Origin of the sequence: Tatumella morbirosei (assembly GCF_000757425.2) — a bacterium.
In the GTDB taxonomy this organism is placed as follows: Bacteria; Pseudomonadota; Gammaproteobacteria; order Enterobacterales; family Enterobacteriaceae; genus Tatumella; species Tatumella morbirosei.
In genome coordinates this window covers 911,440-932,350 of the sequence record NZ_JPKR02000003.1, presented here as the reverse complement: position 1 = coordinate 932,350, position 20,911 = coordinate 911,440, and the positions used below count along the sequence as shown (strand labels likewise).

General features: G+C 45.9%; 18 protein-coding genes. 6 read left to right on the top strand and 12 right to left on the bottom strand.

Annotated features, from left to right (window positions below; translation table 11 throughout):
- The 6 genes from HA49_RS07170 (at nt 1) to HA49_RS07145 (ending at nt 8,603) form a co-directional block, all read left to right on the top strand.
- Nucleotides 1-1,896 carry a DUF4422 domain-containing protein gene (locus HA49_RS07170; RefSeq protein WP_038021532.1) on the top strand — a complete coding sequence of 632 codons (1,896 nt, stop codon included), beginning with the start codon at nt 1-3 and terminating at the stop codon, nt 1,894-1,896.
- Between the two features lie 6 nt (nt 1,897-1,902).
- Nucleotides 1,903-3,057, top strand: a complete 1,155-nt coding sequence (gene glf / locus HA49_RS07165; protein ID WP_211259061.1) for a UDP-galactopyranose mutase — start codon at nt 1,903-1,905, stop codon at nt 3,055-3,057.
- Nucleotides 3,054-3,944: a glycosyltransferase gene (locus HA49_RS07160; protein WP_038021528.1), complete on the top strand. Its 891-nt coding sequence runs from the start codon at nt 3,054-3,056 to the stop codon at nt 3,942-3,944. The genes glf and HA49_RS07160 overlap by 4 nt, the downstream gene beginning before the upstream one ends.
- 24 nt (nt 3,945-3,968) lie before the next feature.
- Complete coding sequence (locus HA49_RS07155; RefSeq protein WP_038021526.1) at nt 3,969-5,099, top strand: glycosyltransferase family 4 protein; 1,131 nt, start codon at nt 3,969-3,971, stop codon at nt 5,097-5,099.
- Between the two features lie 206 nt (nt 5,100-5,305).
- Entirely contained in the window at nt 5,306-6,712 is a 1,407-nt protein-coding gene (gndA, locus tag HA49_RS07150; protein ID WP_038021524.1) for an NADP-dependent phosphogluconate dehydrogenase, read from the top strand.
- 568 nt (nt 6,713-7,280) lie between these two features.
- Nucleotides 7,281-8,603 carry a glycosyltransferase family 2 protein gene (locus HA49_RS07145; RefSeq protein ID WP_052752454.1) on the top strand — a complete coding sequence of 441 codons (1,323 nt, stop codon included), beginning with the start codon at nt 7,281-7,283 and terminating at the stop codon, nt 8,601-8,603.
- Nucleotides 8,604-8,666: 63 nt separating this feature from the next.
- Here HA49_RS07145 and HA49_RS07140 read toward each other — a convergent pair whose 3' ends face one another.
- From HA49_RS07140 to hisD, 12 genes are all read right to left on the bottom strand, one after another.
- Nucleotides 8,667-9,785: a M14 family zinc carboxypeptidase gene (locus HA49_RS07140; RefSeq protein WP_038021520.1), complete on the bottom strand. Its 1,119-nt coding sequence runs from the start codon at nt 9,783-9,785 to the stop codon at nt 8,667-8,669.
- A 102-nt stretch (nt 9,786-9,887) separates the two neighbouring features.
- Entirely contained in the window at nt 9,888-10,673 is a 786-nt protein-coding gene (locus tag HA49_RS07135; protein ID WP_038021518.1) for an ABC transporter substrate-binding protein, read from the bottom strand.
- A 190-nt stretch (nt 10,674-10,863) separates the two neighbouring features.
- Nucleotides 10,864-12,309: a glycoside hydrolase family 1 protein gene (locus tag HA49_RS07130; RefSeq protein WP_038021516.1), complete on the bottom strand. Its 1,446-nt coding sequence runs from the start codon at nt 12,307-12,309 to the stop codon at nt 10,864-10,866.
- The gene (locus HA49_RS07125) at nt 12,302-13,663 is read right to left on the bottom strand and encodes a PTS transporter subunit EIIC (RefSeq protein WP_046791709.1); all 1,362 of its coding nucleotides are present in this window, start codon (nt 13,661-13,663) and stop codon (nt 12,302-12,304) included. Before HA49_RS07125 ends, HA49_RS07130 begins: the two co-directional genes overlap by 8 nt.
- 129 nt (nt 13,664-13,792) lie before the next feature.
- Nucleotides 13,793-14,554, bottom strand: a complete 762-nt coding sequence (locus tag HA49_RS07120; protein ID WP_038021514.1) for a MurR/RpiR family transcriptional regulator — start codon at nt 14,552-14,554, stop codon at nt 13,793-13,795.
- Between the two features lie 213 nt (nt 14,555-14,767).
- Entirely contained in the window at nt 14,768-15,385 is a 618-nt protein-coding gene (gene hisIE / locus HA49_RS07115) for a bifunctional phosphoribosyl-AMP cyclohydrolase/phosphoribosyl-ATP diphosphatase HisIE (protein ID WP_038021512.1), read from the bottom strand.
- The gene (gene hisF / locus HA49_RS07110) at nt 15,379-16,155 is read right to left on the bottom strand and encodes an imidazole glycerol phosphate synthase subunit HisF (RefSeq protein WP_038021510.1); all 777 of its coding nucleotides are present in this window, start codon (nt 16,153-16,155) and stop codon (nt 15,379-15,381) included. The genes hisIE and hisF overlap by 7 nt, the downstream gene beginning before the upstream one ends.
- Nucleotides 16,137-16,874, bottom strand: a complete 738-nt coding sequence (gene hisA / locus HA49_RS07105) for a 1-(5-phosphoribosyl)-5-[(5-phosphoribosylamino)methylideneamino]imidazole-4-carboxamide isomerase (protein ID WP_038021508.1) — start codon at nt 16,872-16,874, stop codon at nt 16,137-16,139. Before hisA ends, hisF begins: the two co-directional genes overlap by 19 nt.
- Nucleotides 16,874-17,464 (bottom strand): imidazole glycerol phosphate synthase subunit HisH, encoded by a 591-nt coding sequence (gene hisH / locus HA49_RS07100; RefSeq protein WP_038021507.1) that lies wholly within the window; start codon nt 17,462-17,464, stop codon nt 16,874-16,876. Before hisH ends, hisA begins: the two co-directional genes overlap by 1 nt.
- Nucleotides 17,464-18,531 (bottom strand): bifunctional histidinol-phosphatase/imidazoleglycerol-phosphate dehydratase HisB, encoded by a 1,068-nt coding sequence (gene hisB, locus HA49_RS07095; protein ID WP_038021505.1) that lies wholly within the window; start codon nt 18,529-18,531, stop codon nt 17,464-17,466. Before hisB ends, hisH begins: the two co-directional genes overlap by 1 nt.
- Complete coding sequence (gene hisC, locus HA49_RS07090) at nt 18,528-19,607, bottom strand: histidinol-phosphate transaminase (protein ID WP_038021503.1); 1,080 nt, start codon at nt 19,605-19,607, stop codon at nt 18,528-18,530. The genes hisB and hisC overlap by 4 nt, the downstream gene beginning before the upstream one ends.
- Complete coding sequence (gene hisD, locus HA49_RS07085; protein ID WP_038022640.1) at nt 19,604-20,911, bottom strand: histidinol dehydrogenase; 1,308 nt, start codon at nt 20,909-20,911, stop codon at nt 19,604-19,606. Before hisD ends, hisC begins: the two co-directional genes overlap by 4 nt.

Sequence of the window (20,911 nt, the reverse complement as noted above, 5' to 3'; positions counted from 1 at the left end):
ATGAATAAAATCAAAATATATACAAGCCATCACAAGCCAAGCGCATTTTTGAATGCAGCCTGTATTGAGCCTCTTCATGTCGGTAAAGCAAATACTCTAAATACAATATGCTGTGAGGGAGATGATCGCGGTGATAATATATCCTATAAAAATGCTTTTTATTGTGAGCTAACTGCACAGTACTGGGCATGGAAAAATTCCGATGATGCAGTCTACATTGGATTTATGCACTATCGCAGACATTTAAACTTCTCACAGGTACAGGACTACCCTGAAGATAACTGGGGAGTTGTTGTTCATCCTGAAATTGATAATGAATATACAGAAAAATTTCAACTTACAGATGATGGTATTTCCAGTGCAATGGAAAATATCGACATTCTGTTGCCCAGGAAATGGTCAGTCTTAAATGCCGGTAGTAAGAATAACTATGTGCATTACGCGAAAGGTGAATATCTTCATATTGAAGATTATGATCTCGCATTAAAAATATTAGTTGAACTTTATCCTGAATATAAAAACAGCATAGATGTTTTTAATCAGGATACAGAAGGCTATTATACTAATATGTTTGTAATGAGAAGAGCGATTTTTGATGAGTATTCAGAATGGCTTTTTACCATTACGGATGAGCTTGAAAAAAGAATTGCATTCAGAAATTTTAACGCTCAGGAAAAGAGGGTGATTGGGCATATTTCTGAAAGACTTTTTAATATTTTTATTATTTATAAAACAGGTCAGACTTCTGATTTAAAAATTAAAGAGGTACAGAGAACATTTGTTGCAAATGAAACATTCAACGGAAAAATTAAACCTCTATATGATGAAAATTCAATTCCGATAGTTATCTGCTTTGATGATAATTATACGATTTCTGGTGCAGCATTAATTAATTCTGTAATTAAGAACTCTACCACCAATAACAATTATGATATTGTTGTTTTAGAAAATGGCATTTCAACTGAAAATAAAGAACGATTACATAATCTTATTCGTGGTTATACAAATTTTAGCCTGAGATTTTTCGATATTAATGCTTTTTCAGAGCTGAGTAATGTGCATATCCGCGGCCATTTTACCGCAGCAACATATGCGCGATTGTTCATACCAAGATTATTTTCACTGTACAATAAAGTTCTTTTTATTGATGCTGATACTATTGTTGAAAGTGATGTAGCTGAATTGATCCAAATCGACCTTGCAACCAATCTTGTCGCTGCAGTTCGTGATATTGTGATGGAAGGTTTTGTTAAATTTGGTACAATTTCTGATTCCTCAGATGGTTTGATGCCAGCCCGAAAATATTTGATTTCCACACTGGGTATGGATAAGCCTGAACGTTACTTCCAGGCTGGAATTATTATTTTCAATATCCAGCAAATGAGCAAAGAAAATACATACTATAAGCTGATTGAAGTGATGAACGGCAAAAGGTTTTGGTTCCTGGATCAGGATATTATGAATAAGGTATTTTATGACCGGGTTCATTATCTCCCACTTGAATGGAATGTTTATCACGGAAATGGCAATACTGATGACTTTTATCCAAATTTGCAATTATCAACCTACACGGAATTTTTGCGTGCCAGAAAATCACCGAAGATGATCCATTTTGCTGGTGAGAATAAACCCTGGAATACCAGAGATGTAGATTATTTTTATAATTTCGAAAAATACCTTAACGCAACTTCATGGCAAAATGAGTTAGTCAAAAGACTTACACCACTTACGGTTGTTTCTTTAGAAAGTAAAATAATACCAGAAAAAATACTTTTCCAGACTAAAGTTAAAAGAAAATTAATGCCTCTGGTGAATCGATATGCGCCTACCGGAAGTAATCAGCGTAATATCCTGATTAAATATTATTATAAATTTCGCAGAAAAATATTGGGTTAAAAAATGATAAGCTCAAAAAATATACTAATCGTTGGCGCAGGTTTCTCTGGCGCAGTCATTGGCCGGGAATTGGCCGAAAAGGGCCATAAAATAAAGATTATTGATGGGCGTTCACATATTGGTGGCAATTGTTATAGTGAACGTGATCCTGAAAGTAATGTTATGGTTCATACATACGGACCTCATATATTCCATACTGATAATAAGATCGTCTGGGATTATGTCAATCGTTTCAGCGAAATGATGCCTTATACTAACAGAGTAAAAGCGACTGTTTCCGGTCAGGTTTTTTCGTTGCCTATTAATTTACACACGATCAACCAGTTCTTTAAAACAACCTGTTCTCCGGACCAGGCGCGGGAATTAATTGAAAGCAAGGCTGATAAGTCAATCAATGATCCGCAAACATTTGAACAACAGGCTTTACGTTTTATAGGGCGAGATCTTTATGAAGCTTTTTTTAAAGGATATACGATAAAACAGTGGGGACTTTCACCTTCAGAACTCCCTGCGTCAATCCTTAAAAGACTGCCAGTGCGCTTTAATTATGATGATAATTATTTCAATCATAAGTACCAGGGGATGCCTAAGGAAGGGTATACTCCGCTTATCCAAAATATTCTACATCATCATAATATTGAGCTGGAACTTAACCGGCATTATAAAAGTTGTGATAGTAAAAATTTCGATCATTTATTTTTTACCGGACCATTAGATGCCTATTATGAATACAGTTTTGGTCGCTTAGGATACCGTACACTCGATTTTGAAACTATCAGACATAATGGCGATTACCAGGGGACTGCTGTAATGAACTATTGTTCTGAAGATGTTCCTTTTACCCGTATTACGGAACATAAATTTTTCTCCCCATGGGAAAACCATACCCGTTCAATTTGCTATAAAGAATATAGTCGAAAATGTGAAGAAGCAGATATTCCTTACTATCCAATTCGTCAGATGGGGGAAATGAAAATGCTTGAGCGCTACGTGGCACTGGCAAAGAAAGAAACTAAAGTAACCTTTGTCGGAAGGCTGGCAACATATCGTTATCTGGATATGGATGTCACAATTGATGAGGCACTTAAAGTAGCAGATTTGTATCTGTCCAGCCTGACTAAAGGAGCGAAGATGCCTGCTTTTGCGGTAAATATGGAATGAAGATTACCAGTCTGATCGTCACCTATAATCGCTGTGAAAAACTGCAGGCAACACTTATAGCAACATTGAAGCTTCCGTTTGAAACTGTGGTTGTGGTGAATAATCATTCTACGGATGGAACGAGTGAATTATTAGCAGAGCAGACTGATCCCAGGCTATATATTATTAATGCAGAGGTTAATCGTGGCGGCGCTGCAGGATTTGCTATCGGCGCTGAATATATAGCCAATAATTTGCAGAGTGACTGGGTTGTTTTTTATGATGATGATGCTTTTCCGGATGATGGTTTTATTGACTGTTTTAATGAGGTCAATAGCCATGAATACTCCGTATATTGCTCAAGAGTTATAGATAAACAGAAACAAGTCTGCAGGATGAATATCCCATGGCTGAAGGCTCAGAATACCTTTACTGATAGTTTAAAATATCTCCGACAACCGCAGGATTTTTTACCGGATGAGAATCAGGTTTCCGAGGTAGTAACGTTTTCTTTTGTTGGTTGTATTATTAGCCACGAAGTTCTGAAAAAAACATATCATCTTATCGATAAAGACATATTTATTTATTTTGATGATGTGTTTTATTCTTATAAATTGCATCTCAGTGGTGTTAAAATTCTCTATCATCCAAAATTATTGATGCATCACGACATAAATGCTTCGGCAAAGGAGCAGTTACCCCCCTGGAAAATATATTATCTGGTAAGAAATATGATACTTTCCAGATATATCTTTAAAGGGACAGGTTTTTTCTGCAGAACAGCTATCAGCTTACGAGTTTTTAAATACCTGATTAATTCAGTACGAAATTCCGAACGGCAGAAGAGTCTTTTTTTTCTTGGGAAAGCGGTCAAGAATGGAATATTGAACAAAAGAGATAGTATCTAAAATTAATAATTATGATGTATATATATGAAAAAAATATGTTATTTCATAAATTCTGACTGGTATTTTGATCTCCACTGGTTAGAGCGAGCGATGTCAGCTAAGAATGATGGTTTTGAGGTTTGTGTAATCACGCGGTTCCATGGAGACCGATTTCTGAAAAAGTTCACAGAACTTGGAGTGCATTGTTTTCCATTACCACTTAAAGAACGATCGTATAATGTATTTGGATTTGTTTATTTTTCGGTAGAAACCTTCAGGATTCTGAATAATCTGAAACCCTCATTAATACATGCAGTAACGATAAAACCTATTATTGTTGGTGGATTGTATTCGAAGATATTTTCAAAACCATTTGTAGCAAATGTCGTTGGTTTGGGACGTGTTTTCAAACCTGTGAGCTGGTCAGGCAAGGTGATTAAAAAATCTGTATGTGAATTATATAGCTATATTTTTTCTAATAAAAAAAGTCGCATCATATTTGAACATAAAGATGACTTTTCTGTTTTCACTCAGTATGTCCGTTTTAATTCACAACAGGCTGCTGTGATTGACGGATGTGGAGTAGATACAGAGCTTTATAATTATTCTGTAGAGCAGTACTACGAACAGCCAGTTGTATTATTCGCCAGCCGCATGCTCCATAATAAAGGTCTGTCTGCACTTATAAATATTAAAAAGTCATTAGCGGCTGCAGGCAGTCCATTCAGACTTCTAGTCGCTGGTATTCTGGTTGATGATGATCCGGATGCTATAAAAAAAGCTGATATTGAACGTTGGGTTAAAGAAGGGTCTATTGAATGGTTAGGAACACGAAATGATATCGACTCCTTGATTTCCCAGGTGAACGTTGTTGCACTACCGACACTTTACCCGGAAGGTGTACCAAGAATATTGATTGAATCAGCATCAAAGGGTAGAGCATGTATTGCTTATGATAGCGGTGGTTGCAAAAGTATAATTATTAACGGCTATAATGGTTATCTGATCCCTAAAGGAGATGAAGACGCTTTCTGCCTGCATTTAAGGAAATTGTTAGATAATAAAGACCTCAGGGAAGTAATGGGTATAAACGGACGAAATCTCGTTATTGAAAAATTCTCATCATCTGAAGTGATTGCTAAAACAATAAAAATTTACAACACCGTCTCTGACTGATTGTTTGAATTATATGCAAATCATCAGGATTTAGCACAAAAGTTTTTGTATCCGGGTACGTGCAAAAGATAATTTATTGTTCTAATTGTGCGGAATAACTGGTTATTCATTCCCGATACTGGTAGTTTTGATTAATATTTTTCTCGTTCATAAGTAACTTATACTCTCAGAGAGTTTACCCTGAGTTGATCAGACAGGAGATAGAGATGTCCAAGCAACAGATCGGCGTAGTAGGTATGGCAGTTATGGGTCGTAACCTGGCTCTGAATATCGAAAGCCGCGGTTATACTGTGTCTATTTTTAACCGTTCACGTGAAAAAACGGATGAAGTGATTGCTGAAAATCCAGGCAAAAAACTGGCACCTTACTACAGTGTCGAAGAGTTTGTAGAATCCCTGGAAAAACCACGCCGTATCCTGTTAATGGTACAGGCCGGTGAAGCAACAGATAAGACTATCGCTTCCCTGACTCCCCATCTGGATAAAGGCGATATTCTTATTGATGGCGGTAACACCTTCTATAAAGATACCATTCGTCGTAATAAAGAACTTTCTGACCAAGGCTTTAACTTCATTGGTACCGGTGTTTCCGGCGGTGAAGAAGGCGCTCTGAAAGGTCCTTCAATCATGCCTGGTGGCCAGAAAGAAGCTTATGAACTGGTTGCGCCGATTCTTGATAAAATTGCTGCTCGTGCCGAAGGTGAAGCTTGCGTTGCTTACATTGGTCCGAACGGTGCTGGTCACTATGTAAAAATGGTGCACAATGGTATCGAATATGGCGATATGCAGCTGATTGCTGAAGCTTATTCTCTGCTGAAAGGTGCATTAGATCTGAGCAATGAACAACTGGCTGAAACCTTCAGCGAGTGGAACACCGGCGAGCTGAACAGCTACCTGATTGACATCACTAAAGATATCTTTACTAAGAAAGATGAAGCCGGTAACTACCTGGTCGATGTGATTCTTGACGAAGCAGCGAACAAAGGGACCGGTAAATGGACCAGCCAGAGCTCTCTGGACCTGGGTGAACCATTATCACTGATCACCGAGTCAGTGTTTGCACGTTACCTGTCATCTCTGAAAACTCAGCGTGTTGCGGCGTCTAAAGTCCTGTCTGGTCCGACAGCGAAAACTGTTGAGGGTGAAAAAGCTGAATTCGTTGAGAAAGTACGTCGTGCACTGTATCTGGGGAAAATCGTTTCTTACGCTCAGGGCTTCTCTCAACTGCGTGCTGCGTCAGAACAGTATGAATGGGATCTGCACTACGGTGAGATTGCGAAAATCTTCCGTGCGGGTTGTATTATCCGTGCTCAATTCCTGCAGAAAATTACCGATGCTTATGCAGAAAATGCTGACATCGCTAACCTGCTCCTGGCACCATACTTCAAGAATATTGCTGATGACTACCAGCAGGCACTGCGCGACGTAGTGGCTTATGCGGTACAGAATGGTATTCCTACTCCGACATTCTCAGCTGCAATTGCTTACTATGACAGCTATCGTTCAGCCGTGCTGCCAGCCAACCTGATCCAGGCACAGCGTGACTACTTCGGTGCGCACACTTACAAGCGTATCGACAAAGACGGCGTATTCCATACTGAGTGGTTAGATTAATCAGTAATAATCTGTTTCATAAAAATCCGAAGATGACCTCTTCGGATTTTTTTTTCCCTGTGGATAGGGTTTCGTTCCGGCACTGGCGATTCGATTTCAACATTACCAAATGAGGGTATCATTTGTGAGTTGAAAACATTTATATCCACATTAAATATGACGGTATTTTAACGAGATAATGGCTGTATTTTTGAAAAGATGACCCGGGGTTTAGCTAGAGTTTAAGATTAAAATTCCGGGTAGAAACTATTGTTTGTTTGTTTTAATAAACACAACTAACCAGCGGTTTATGCCCTGATAGAGTACAGATCTTTTAGCAAAGTTTGTTGTTATTTACAATTAAATATTTTAAAGTAGATATTAACCATTAATTGTGTATCCTTTACGTTGGTTATCGATAATGCAGTCCTGTAGTGTGATTTATTGCTTTAATGGTTCAATCTCTAAAATTCCGTTAAATTTTTCTGTAGTGGGAATAATCCCAGTGAAAATTGATTATATTAGTGTATTATTATTTTTTGTTATCTGTTCAGAAGTGATTTGAAATTTAAAATGCGAGGTGTCTGCTATGTCTCTTCCTGATGTAACTGCAATAATTACCACTTATAATTCAGAGGGATATATAGAAGAGACGCTCAGAAATATAACCAGCCAGACACTGAGCAACATTCAAATAATTTTTGTTGATGATGCATCTTCTGATTTAACAACACAAATAATTCAAAAATATTGTGAACATGATGACCGTTATACTCTGCTCGTTAACGAAAGTAACTATGGTGCCGGTTATTCAAGAAACCGAGGGCTGGATTACGCCAAAGGGGAGTATATTATATTCCTTGATGATGATGATTTATATAATGAAAATATACTATCAGAATCATACCATAGGGCTATAGAAAACAACGCGGATATTGTTGTGTTTCGTAGTGATATAATAGATGATCAAAATGGTAATATATCATCAGCAGAATGGACGATTGCACATGATATGTTACCGAAGGAAAAAACATTCAATGCATCGCAGGTTACTGGTAATTTCTTTAGAAGTTTTATCTGGTGGGCATGGGATAAATTAATTCGCCGTGAACTTATCTTAACTTCGGGGTTGAAATTCCAGGGGATACGAACCACAAATGATTTATATTTTGTGTGTGCAATTATGTTACAGGCAAGATCTATTACTATTCTGGACGAGGTGCTGATTAGTCACAGGGAAAACCGTACCGGGTCATTATCGAATACCCGTGAACTTTCTTATCACTGCTCATTAGAAGCGGTCGAAAAATTAAATGATTTTATTATATCTAAACCCGATTTTAAAAGACTACAATTAGACTATATCAATTATAGTGTTGAATTTTTAGGTTGGAGCTTGTCCACGTTAAAAAACTGGCAGTCATATAAGCATTTTTTTTCGATGATCCAGTCTTTTTATCAGGCACTTCCAGTAGTTAATTACAATGATTTTGAGTCTGAGTATCTTGCAGAAACCTATCAGGGATTTTATTCAGCTACTGCTGAAGATATGCTTATGATATTAAAATGTCGTCTCGAGAATGATATTCGACATTTAACACAGATAAATGATGATGGTAACAAAAAACTAATTTCTCTTGGTAATAATATTGAAAAATTAAGTATTGTTAATGACGAATATACAAATCAATTGCATCAACTCGAAGGACAGAAAAATGAAATGACTCATGCGCTTCAACAACAGATCGAACAAAAAAGCGAACTTGAGCGTAAACTGCAATCTGCATTGAAAGAGAATGAACATTTGCTGATAGTGACGAAACAGTATCAGGAGGCAATTGCTGCTTCACAGAGGACGTTTTGTGCAAAAATTATTGGATTTTTTGTGCGGAACGGGAACAAAACAAGATAATTTGATTCAGTTAAATATCACCAGTTATCACTGGACCATCGTGAAAGCGATGGTCCAGAATACTCAGGGAACCAGCAACGGGCCTTCGCGCAATGCTTCTCCTCCCGCCAGTCTGACAACCAGCAGTCCCGGGGTGGCGTATCTGACCCAGTGTCGGGCATAAAGTAATCCATCCTGCTGACCAAACAGGGGGGTCAGTTGGTCACTGACGGGGTCAAGAATCTCAGCAACCACTTCACCGGCACGGATCCATTCTCCCGGCTCACGGGTATAGATAATGACTCCGGCATGCGGTGCTGTCAGATATTCACAGCCAGCCAGGGGGGCCGCCAGCGGTGCCGGTATCGCAGGAAGGTCCGGAGTATCACCAGAGATGTACCCCCAGGCTGTCAGGCTGTTAATAATCGCCTGCGCATCATTACGGGCCTGAGTGTGGCTGACATCCCGTGCCCCTCGTAGCTCCAGAGTGACCGGCTTGAGTGCTTCGGGTAGTGGAAAGCGATCCGCAAACTGTCGATGCAGGGTATACCAGGGCTCCGCACAGGCTTCATCGAAGGGTTCTCCGCCGGATATATCGGCAATCAGGGCTGTCCGGCAACCCAGATAATGTCCCAGTGTGGAAATCTGTGGCCAGGCCTGCGGGGTGGTATACAAATGTGAAACGGCTTCCCAGTCGCAGTGCATATCAATCATGATATCGGCTTTACAGGCCATGCGCATCAGGATGGCGCGCTGTGACTGTAACTCACCTTCAGGAACATACTGGTCAAAATAACTGTCGATGGCGCGACGAATGACACGTTTATTTTCCGCGATATCGGGTCCAAGATTGGGCCCTGCCAGCTCAGACAGTTGCTGACCGATCGCCGGAAACTGGCGGTTAAAATCCTGTCCGCTGTTACTTTCGAACCGGCCCAGTGGCTGACCTTGTAACTGTTGTGAAAAACCGATGGGATTGGCGATGGGGACCAGCGTTATTCTGGCGCGCAACTGTCCGCTGTGCTCCAGCGCACTGAGGGCATGTTTCAGATACCAGGCGACGGCAACGCCTGGCAGTTCATCACTATGTAGCGCTGCCTGAATATAGATTTGCTGATCGTGGTCATCGCCATACTCGTAGCTGTCGATCTGCCGTTGAGTACCAAAGGCGGATCCCTGTATCGGGTAACTTTTGTGTTGCATAGGCAGTGGTCCTGCAGACACAACTTGCCGCTAAGCTAAGTTGTGGATTAGTGGGGCCGGAGAAAATGCCGGAAAGATTCAACCTTTCCGGCAGAGGGCAGGTTACTTCACTGAAATATCGGTAGTGAAATATTTTTTCTGCAGTTTATCGAAAGTACCGTCGGCTTTAATTTTTGCGTAAGCGTTGTTGAGTGCGTTAAGCAGCTCGGTATCGCCTTTACGCAAACCGATTGCGGTACCCGGTCCAATGATAGGGTCGTGAACCGCAGGACCGGTCAGGGCAAAGTCCTTACCAGCAGGCTGTTTCAGGAAACCGATACCGGCCTGAGCACCGTCGGTAAATTCTGCATCCAGCCGGCCGGCGACCAGGTCATTTTCAACCTGGGACTGATCGCTGTAAGCGACAACATTCACGCCATAGGGCTGCCATTTGGCGCGGGCATAACGTTCCTGAACGGTTCCCTGTTCAACACCGACCGATTTACCTTTCAGAGACTCTGCGGTTGGCAGCAGGCCAGAACCTTTGCGCGCGACCAGCATCACCGGCGTATTATAAACAGGCACAGTAAAGTCGATCTGTTTCAGGCGTTCTTCAGTGACCCCCATATCTGACAGAATTGCATCAAATCTACGCGCTTTAAGGGCGGGGATCATGCCGTCAAATTCGTTTGTCACCCAGACACACTTGACGTTCATTGCCTGGCATAATGCATTGCCCAGATCGATGTCGAAGCCAACCAGCTTACCGTCGTTAGTTTTGGATTCGAATGGAGGATAAGTGGGATCAACGGCAAAGCGAACCTGGGTCAGAGCTGCCTGGCTGAGTAACGGCGCACTGGCCAGTAGTGCAGTTAAAGCAGTCAAACGAAGCTTTCTGGTAAACGTCATAGTATGTAAAATCCTGATAGTTTTGATAATGTTAATGTTTATCACTCCCTGTGCCGGGAGTTTGATTTATTTTAAAAGCCAAATGACACTGTGGGGGTGAGCCCTGTCGGCAGGTTGATAACCTGCCAGTGAGGGTAATCTAACATATTTACACAGTGCTGACACAACAGCACTGTGACAATCTGCATCATCAGGGGGACTCGTTTAACGTTGTGCCATGGCTGGCTATCACCTGCTTATACCAGAAATAGCTTTGCTTACAAATTCGTTGTCCGCTGCCGTTACCGTAGTCATCTAAATCCACATAAATCAGGCCGTAACGTTTTTCCATCTGGGAAGAAGAGCAACTGACAATATCTATCGGGGACCACAGGTAGTAGCCGAGCACCGTTACACCATCTCTAATCGCCTGTTGTACCGCCAGTAAGTGCGCTTTCAGGAAGGCTATCCGGTAATCGTCCTTTATCTGCCCCTGCTCAATGGTATCGAAACAGCCAATCCCATTCTCAGTGATCATGACAGGCTTCTGCCAACGCCCCCAGTATTCGTTTAATACCGTGCGAAGTCCGGTAGGGTCAACTGCCCAGCCCCAGGGGTTTTCTGGCAGCAAGGGATTGGCCCGACAATTTTTGGTCTCAGATGCGCCAATATGACGATCGGAGATGGTCGTATAGTAGTAAGAAAATGACATGAAATCGGCGGTATGAGATAAGGCCTGCTGATCCTCTGCTGTGATTTCAATAGCAATATTCCGGTCAGAGAAATAACGCAGAGCATAACCCGGGTATTTGCCGCGCAGTAATACATCGGCGAAGTAATACTCCATCTGATTACGTTGCAGAGTCGCCAGTACATCCTGCGGATCTGTAGTGGCTGGATAGGCATAATCACAATACAGCATCATACCCACCTGTAGTGCGGGGTTCAGTGCCGTGGCAAACTGTTTGATTTTTGCCGAAGCGACCATTTCGTGATGTACCGCCTGATATTTCGCCTGGCGGAGGTCGGTGACGGTATCCTCAGGAATACCCAGATGATTAAATGACTCATAACGAATAAGGTTTATCTGATTCACCGGGATCCAGTACTTCACCTGATGTTGATAGCGTTGCAGGCAGACGCTGGCAAAACGGACAAAGAAGTCAATCACCCGACGATCAGACCAGCCATTGTATTCCAGTGCCAGTGTTAATGGCATCTCGTAATGGGACAGTGTAATCATGGGTTGCATACCGCAATCACAAATGGCTGAAATCAGTCGGTCATACCACGCCAGGGCCGCGGGGTTGGGTTCTGTTTCATCCCCGCGCGGAAAGACTCTGGCCCAACTGATGGAGGTTCTGAAAGTCTTCAGTCCCATATCGGCCATCAGTTGCAAATCTTTCAGGTAATGATGATAAAAGTCGATGGCGTTTCTTTTCGGAAAAATACTCTCTGTATCAGCCATTAACTCGCGGATAGTGGCAGTATCCATCTCTTTATTCGAGAGAGCGCGCAAAGGACTATCAGGACAAAAACGGTTGATATCTGCAACACTCCAACCTTTTCCATCTTCCTGCCACGCACCTTCCGCCTGGTTTGCGGCGATTGCGCCACCCCATAAAAAATCTTGTGGAAAAACGTCTGATTTATTCATCTGTATTAACTCCCTTAGGGGGGGATATCTCCTTATTGTGGTAACCGAATAAGGTCACCATCAGTGCCGCGCAGGCCAGGGTGACCAGTACCGACACCAGATAGATACCCATCGGACTGAAGGCCGGGATGCCAGGCACACTGGCAAAGGTATAGGCCACCATGCGAACCTGAAAATAGCCATTAATGGCACCGCCGATTGCACTGGCGATGGCAACATAAAGGAATAAGCGGCGGTAGGGGAGCATTACCCCGTAGATAATCGGCTCAGTAACACCGCTGATCAGTGCGGGTAACAGGGCACTACTGAGTAACACCCGTAATTTTGCCGGTGGGCGGCACAAGAGTACGCCTACTGCGACACCCATCTGCGCAAAGGCAGCCATTCCCCCGATGGCATAGACAGGATCACCACCCTGGGCGAGGTTTGCCAGAATCACCGGAACCAGTCCCCAATGCAGCCCCATCAGGACGATAAAAGTGTATCCGGCGCCGAGCAGCAACCCGCATAACAGGCCATTGGTGGTTTGTAACAGACTTATGCCTGACGCCAGTTGCTCGCCGACAGCAATGCCGAACGGGCCGAAAATCAGCAGTGTCGCGGGGATAATAATCACCAGCGAACATAACGGGACTACGACCAACTGTAAAAACAGCGGTACGATGCGTAACAACAGTTTTTCGAGCCAGTAGAAGGCACTGATGGCAATAAATACCGGAAACACGCTGGCGGCATAATTCGCCGGCACTAACGGGATAGCCATGAAGGAACTGCCGGGCTGAGCGATCAATGTACTGATAGAGGGGTCCAGTAATGCAGCGCCAATCATCAACCCGATATAAGGATTTGCTCCCAGTCTTTTGGCCAGTGAACATCCTAATAATGCGGGTAAAAAGAAGAAGGGTGCATTGGCAATTGCCGCCAGTATCTGACAGGTGTTCCCTGAGGCAAGCGGTGGACTGAATCTCTCAACCAGCGTCAGTATGACTTTCAGCATGCCACCGCCAGCCATCAGCCCTAACAGTGGCAGGAAACTCCCGGAAATAATATCGAATACAGAGACCTTCCCTGGTGGGGCCGGTTTTTCATCCTGCCCCTCGCTTGCCGGGCGGGTGGCCTGTTGTTGCAGTATCAGAAATACCGGTTTTACCTGGTGGCCAATAATCACCTGGTATTGCCCGCTCACGGTGACCGTACCCAATACTCCGTCGATACTTCGCATCGCCTTATCATTGCATTTTTCCGGGCAGGCTAACCGGACCCGCAAACGCGTCGCACAATGTGTCATATGAAGTATATTGGCAGCACCGCCAAGTTCAGTGAGGATTTGTTCAGCCAGCAGATTGACGGACATCTGACTATCCTTATGTCAGCTCATCGGTGCAGCTACGCTAAAACATCGGCCATCCTCAGACAATGGAATTCATTTTCAGGTTTTGGAAAACGAATATTAAGAAAGGAATAGTACTGGCAGTGAGTTTTGTCAGGACAGTTGCTCCACATCGCTGATAATACGGAACACCGTACTGGTCATTACCTGGCAGGAAAAATAGTTGGAACTAAAAAAGTCGGGGATGATTGTCATATCAATCACAAAACTGAAAACAGCAGGCAGTGCGGGCCCGGGATTTGCAGTAAAACAGACCGATATTTTTTCGGACAATGCAGTGACCAGCTCCGGGTGTTGTCTTAACCATTGTCCGGTCAAATCTATCAGAATCAGGGTGTCGCATACCGCCATAAATTTCGACAGCAGACTGCTGTCACTTTGGCGGTGCAACTGATAGACCCTACGATGGTCATTCGCGAGAGCTTCGCGTAACAGATTTGATGGCATAAAACTGTAGTCGGTAGAAAGGATCAATAAACTGCGGCTGTCTCTGAGTGCGACAGCAATCTCCCGGCACAGCGCAAGCGGCATATGCTGGTGGATTTTCTGCAGCATATCAATTTCCCGTGCTGCAGGGTCGACAGGAGAGATTGATAAGTCCGGAGAGGGGGTAAAAAAGGGCAGCAAATCCTGTTTCAATGTCTGAAACCGTGAATATCCCAGGATTTTACAGAACCGGGTCACACTGGCTGGGGTGGTATTCGCCAGCAAAGCTATCTCTTCAATATAAATGCCCGGGAACTCACGAATTTTTTGTAACATCACCAGCGCAATATTCACATTCACTGATTTTTTACGGCAATAAAATAAATATTCGGACAGCTTGATATACACCGGACTGTGGTAATAATTCATTGTTCTCTCCCTGATAATTCTCTGCAGGAAGGGTACGCTATTTTGAACGTCTGTTTGGCGAGCTGTGCCGGAAAATGACTATCCCGGTGAAATAAAAGAACAGTATCCAGCGTAAATCTTGCCGGACAGTCTTTTCCGTGGGTAAGCCCATCAGAATAAACTCAATTACATAACTGCACCCGATCACCGGGTGCAGTGTGAGTGGTATCAGGATTATGCCTTCTGATGCCGATCGCGTAGGTTATTGATGACGGTACTGAAATCCAAATCCTGGTCCTGTAACAGCACCAGCAGGTGATAGATTAAGTCAGAAGCTTCATTTTTCAGTTCAAAACGGTCATTTACTGTGGCGGCCAGAGCCGTTTCGACCCCTTCTTCACCCACTTTTTGGGCAATACGCTTGGTACCACGGGCGTACAGGCTGGCGGTATAGGAGCTGTCCGGATCGGCAGATTTCCGTGAAGCCAGCAGTTGTTCCAGCTGATACAGAAAACCCCAGTCACTGGTGGCCGGAGAAAAACAGCTGGAGGTACCGGTATGGCAGGTTGGACCGGCCGGAATCGCCAGGATCAGCAAACTGTCGTTATCGCAGTCGGCAGTGATGCTGTCCACCTGCAAATAATGTCCGGAAGTTTCACCTTTAGTCCACAGGCGATTTTTGGTGCGTGACCAGAAGGTTACATGACCGGTCTGCTGAGTGACTTCCAGAGCTTCCGCATTCATATAGCCCAGCATCAGTACTTCACCGGAAATTTTATGCTGGATAATCGCAGGGATCATCCCGTCGGTTTTTGCCCAGTCCAGCCGGGTCAGTTGTTCAGCGCTTAACACGTACGGATCTCCACATTATGGCTACGCAAAAATTCTTTCAGCTCTGCGATATTAATCAGTTGTTTATGGAATACCGAGGCCGCCAGTGCGCCATCAATATTGGTGTCTCGAAAGGCATCCAGGAAGTGCTGCATGGTTCCGGCTCCGCCTGACGCAATCAGTGGTACGTGGCAACGTTCACGAATCAGCTTCAGTTGCCGGATATCATAGCCATTACGCACGCCATCCTGATTCATCATATTCAGGACAATTTCACCGGCACCACGTTTTTGTACTTCGGTGACCCAGTCAGCGGTTTGCCACTGGGTAACACGGGTCCGGGATTCGTCACCGGTGTACTGGTTAACGTGGTACAGACCGGTCTGTTCGTCAAACCAGGTATCAATCCCTACCACAATACACTGTACGCCAAAACGGTCGGCCAGGCGGCTAATCAGGTCCGGATCGGCCAGTGCCGGGGAGTTAACAGAGATTTTATCTGCGCCGAACGTCAGAATGCGGGCAGCATCTTCCGGCGTCTTAATGCCTCCGGCCACACAGAACGGTATATCAATGACTTCGGCAACCCGTGAGACCCAGCTTTTATCAACCACACGGCCATCAGAAGAGGCGGTGATATCGTAAAAAACCAGTTCATCGGCACCTTCTTCGGCATAGCGTTTTGCCAGCGGAACAATATCACCAATAATTTCGTGATTACGGAATTGCACGCCTTTTACTACCTGCCCGTCACGAACATCAAGACAGGGTATTATCCGTTTTGCCAGCATGAAATGGCCTCCGTCACTGTAAATTTACCTTCCAGTAAAGCGCGTCCAACAATAACGCCCTGAACACCCGTGTTGCGCAGTGCGGCAATATCAGCGAGTGAGCCGATGCCTCCGGAAGACTGGAAGGCAATTTGTGGGTAGCGGGCTGTAATTTCCTGATACAGAGCCACATTGGATCCGGCCAGGGTGCCGTCACGTGAAATATCGGTACAAAGAACATGTTTCAGTCCGACCGACTGATAATCTTCAATCACCTGTTCCAGGGTAACTCCGCCGGCTTCCTGCCAGCCGCTGATGGCGACTTCTTTACGCTGGTTTTTGTCAATACGGACATCCAGTGCCAGGACAATGGCATCGGCACCGAACTCACGGAACCATTGTTTCACCTCTTCAGGCTCGCGGATGGCCGTTGAACCAACGACCACCCGAGCGGCACCTGCGTCCAGTAGCGAGGCGACATCGGCACGGCTACGGATTCCGCCTCCTACCTGAACCGGCACACTGACACCGGCCAGTAATTTTTTCAACAAGGGAATCTGCCGGGCCGCAGGATCTTTAGCCCCGGTTAAATCAACCAGATGCAATACTTCCGCCCCTTCCTGCTGATAAGCCTGTAAACGTGGCAGGGGATCACTGCCGTAATCACGTTGTTGTGCATAATCGCCCTGGTGAAGACGGACTACCTTACCTTCAATTAAATCAAGTGCGGGGATAATCATTACATCTCCAGGAAATTTTTAATCAGCTGTGCACCGGCTTTGCCGGAGCGCTCCGGGTGAAACTGGACACCGTAAAAGTTATCCTGCTGAACCGCGGCTGAGAATGGCTGTCCATAGTCACACTGGGCAATAGTGCCGCTAAACACAGGCATCGCGTAGCTGTGGACAAAGTAAAAATAGCTGTCTGCTGAGATATTGCGAAATAACGGATGGCCAGCATGGGCAGTCAGTTGGTTCCAGCCCATATGGGGTAACGGCAATTCGCCGGTTTCCATCAACGAAACTTCTTCATCCATCAGCCCGAGAGTATCAATGCCATTATTTTCCTGGCTGCGGCGGGCCAGTAATTGCATCCCCAGGCAGATACCCAGCACGGGCTGGGTACAGTTCTTAATCAGCTCCACCAGTTCTCGCTCCTGCAGCTGGTCCATCGCTGCCCGTGCAGTGCCCACCCCCGGTAAAAACAGTTTATCAGCATTCAAAACCACATTTTTTTCACGGCTGACAACCGGTTGATAGCCCAGGCGCTCTACCGCCCACTTTACCGATGAAAGGTTGGCACAGCCGGTGTCCAGGATGACGATACTCATTACAGTACCCCTTTTGAACTCGGTAAAGTATTGCCGTTGACCTGAATCGCCTGGCGCAGAGTACGGCCAAAAGCTTTAAACAGGCTTTCTACACGGTGGTGATCGTTATGGCCCTTGGTTTTCAGGTGCAGGGTGCAGGCCATACTGTAGGAGAGTGACCGGAAGAAATGTTCAACCATTTCGGTACTCAGGTCACCGACCCGCTGGAACGTAAACGCCGCTTTGTACACCAGGTAAGGGCGCCCGGAAATATCCAGAGCGCAACGGGCCTGGCATTCATCCATGGGCAGAACAAAGCCGAAACGACCAATTCCGCGTTTGTCACCCAGTGCTTTCAGCAGTGCTTCGCCCAGTGCCAGCCCGGTATCTTCCACGGTATGGTGATCGTCGATATACAGGTCTCCCTTCACATCAATGTTCATCCGGAAACCACCGTGGGTGGCAATCTGATCCAGCATGTGGTCAAAGAAACCTACGCCGGTGCTGATTTTACTGCCACCTTCCCGGTCCAGCCACACCTCGGCCATCACCTGGGTTTCTTTGGTATTACGCTGTACCAGGGCATGGCGATCACGGCGGGTCAGGCGGTCGGCAATTTGTGGCCACAGGTTTTCACCTTCGCCATAGCGGATACCCTGAATACCCATATTTTCTGCCAGGGTGATATCCGTCTGGCGATCTCCAATCACATAACTGTTTTGCTTATCCAGCACACCTTCGGCCAGCCACGGTTCTACCATCTTTGTATGAGGTTTACGGCAGTCGCAGTTATCTTCTGGTTTGTGTGGGCAAATCAGAACTTCACTAAAGTTTACGCCCTGAGAGCTGAATACCTGCATCATCAGGTTGTGTGGGCCATCAAAGTCCGCCTGTGGAAAGCTGTCGGTCCCCAGTCCGTCCTGATTGGTAATCATCACCAACTGATAGCCGGCTTCCTGCAGGCGCAGCATTGCCGGGATAACGCCAGGTTCAAAAGCGAGTTTGTCCATCCGGTCAACCTGGAAATCGACAGGAGGTTCGGAGATCAGTGTTCCGTCACGGTCAATAAAAAGAGTTTTCTGGCTCATGCTTGCTCCGCAGAATCGCTTAAAGAGTGCAGGGCATTCATCAGGGTTTCACACTCCTGACGCGTACCGATAGAAATTCGTAAACAGCCGCTCAGGCCGGGGTTTTTGCTCTGATCACGTAAAATGATCCCCTGATCCCACAAGGCACGGAATACAGTGGTTTGGGCAAAACGGACCAGCAGATAGTTCGCCGAGCTGGGATAGACCTGCTCAACCAACGGGCACTGTTCCAGTTGCTGCTGTAACCAGCCGCGGGTCTGATTGAGTGTTTTAACATTTTCACGCATCAATGCCAGACCTTGTTCACTCAGTGCCTGGGCGGCGATATCGGCGACCGGTGCCGATAACGGGTAGGGCGCAATCACTTTGAGCAACAGGCTGATGACTTCAGGGTTCGCCAGGGTGAAGCCGCAACGCAAACCGGCCAGAGCAAAGGCTTTGGACAGAGTGCGCAGAATCACCAGCTGCGGATAATCACGCAACCAACTGGCCAGTGAGGCTTCGGGGCAAAAATCGATATAGGCTTCGTCTGCCACGACCAGTGCTTTACCAGCGGTCAGGTCTAACAGCTCACGAATCGACTGCGGATCAATAAGATTACCGGTTGGATTATTCGGGCTGCACAGATAAACCAGTTTCACGCCATCAAGTTGTGCGGCAATGGCCGGGACATCCGGTTGCCAGTTCTCCAGAGCGGGTACGGTCAGATATTCGACACCGATAGTTTCGGCACTGACACTATACATGCCATAGGTTGGCGGGCAGAACAGAATCTTATCTTTGCCCGGTTCACAGAAAGCCCGGATCAGCAGCTCGATGCCTTCATCGGCTCCCCGGCTGACCAGTACCTGGTCACTGTTCAGGCCACTGTAAGCCGCATAACGTTCAATAACCTCTGTCGGCTGACACTCAGGATAACGGTTAAGCGTCTGGCGGGTCAGTTCAAAGGGTACGGCTACCGGATACTCGTTAGCATTCAGCCACACATCCCCTTTACCCCCCAGTCGTCTGGCGGACTGATAAGGGGTCAGAGCTCTGACGTTGTCACGGGCCAGTTGTTCAACAGACTTAGTCATAGATTATCCTCCAGGGCTTTCACGCGAAGCGTGACGGCATTTTTGTGGGCATCAAGCCGTTCAGCGGCAGCCAGAATTTCGATCGCCGGGGCTAGTGCGGCAAAGCCTGACGGTGATAGCTCCTGGATTGTCATGCGTTTTTGAAAATCGGCCAGTCCAAGACTGGAGTAGGTAGAAGTATATCCGTATGTTGGCAGTACGTGATTGGTCCCGGAGGCATAATCACCGGCGGATTCCGGCGACCAGTCGCCAAGGAAGACCGAACCGGCACTGGTGATTTGCTCTACCCATTTCCGTGGATCACGGGTCTGAATAATCAGATGTTCAGGCCCGTAGCGGTTGGAAATGTTAATACACTCGGCCAGATCTTTTGCCACAATCAGCCGGCTGGCGGATAACGCCTGACGGGCCGTTTCTGCACGAGGCAGTTCTGTCAGTTGTCGGTGGATTTCTTCCGCCACTTGTTCTGCCACTGAGCGGGAAGGCGTCAGCAGGATAACCTGGGAATCCGGACCGTGTTCCGCCTGAGACAACAGATCGGAAGCGACAAATGCCGGAGTCGCGCCCTCGTCAGCAATCACCAGGACTTCTGAAGGGCCTGCCGGCATATCAATGGCTGCACCGTCCAGCCGTTGGCTGACCTGGCGTTTAGCTTCGGTGACCCAGGCGTTACCCGGTCCGAAAATTTTATCCACTTTAGGCACGGAGTCGGTACCAAAGGCCATGGCAGCGATGGCCTGCGCGCCACCGACCTGGAATACTTCACTGATACCACATAATCTGGCGGCAAACAGGATCTCATCCGCAATCGGAGGAGGTGAGCAGAGTACTACTTTACCGCAGCCCGCAATGCGTGCCGGAGTTGCCAGCATCAGTACTGTAGAGAACAACGGGGCAGAACCGCCGGGGATATAAAGCCCGACAGACTGTACCGGTCGGGTGACCTGTTGGCAGCGTACGCCTGGCTGAGTTTCGATATCCACTCCCTGAAACACCTGGGCCTGGTGGAAAGCTTCGATATTACTGGCCGCCGTTTGCATGGCAGCTTTCAGTGAATCACTGACCCGCGCCACTGCTGCATTGATTTCCTGCTCACTGACAGCAAAACTTTCAGGACTCACTTTGTCGAATTTAGCACTGAAGTTGCGCAGCGCCGTATCCCCTTGCTCACGCACCTGTTCCAGAACATCCCGCACGGTCTGTGAGATGGTCCCGGATGAAGCCAGCGCAGGACGTTTAAGCAACGACTGCTGTTGTTCCGCACTACACTGTCGCCAGTCGATAATGGTGTCGAAGCTGTTCAT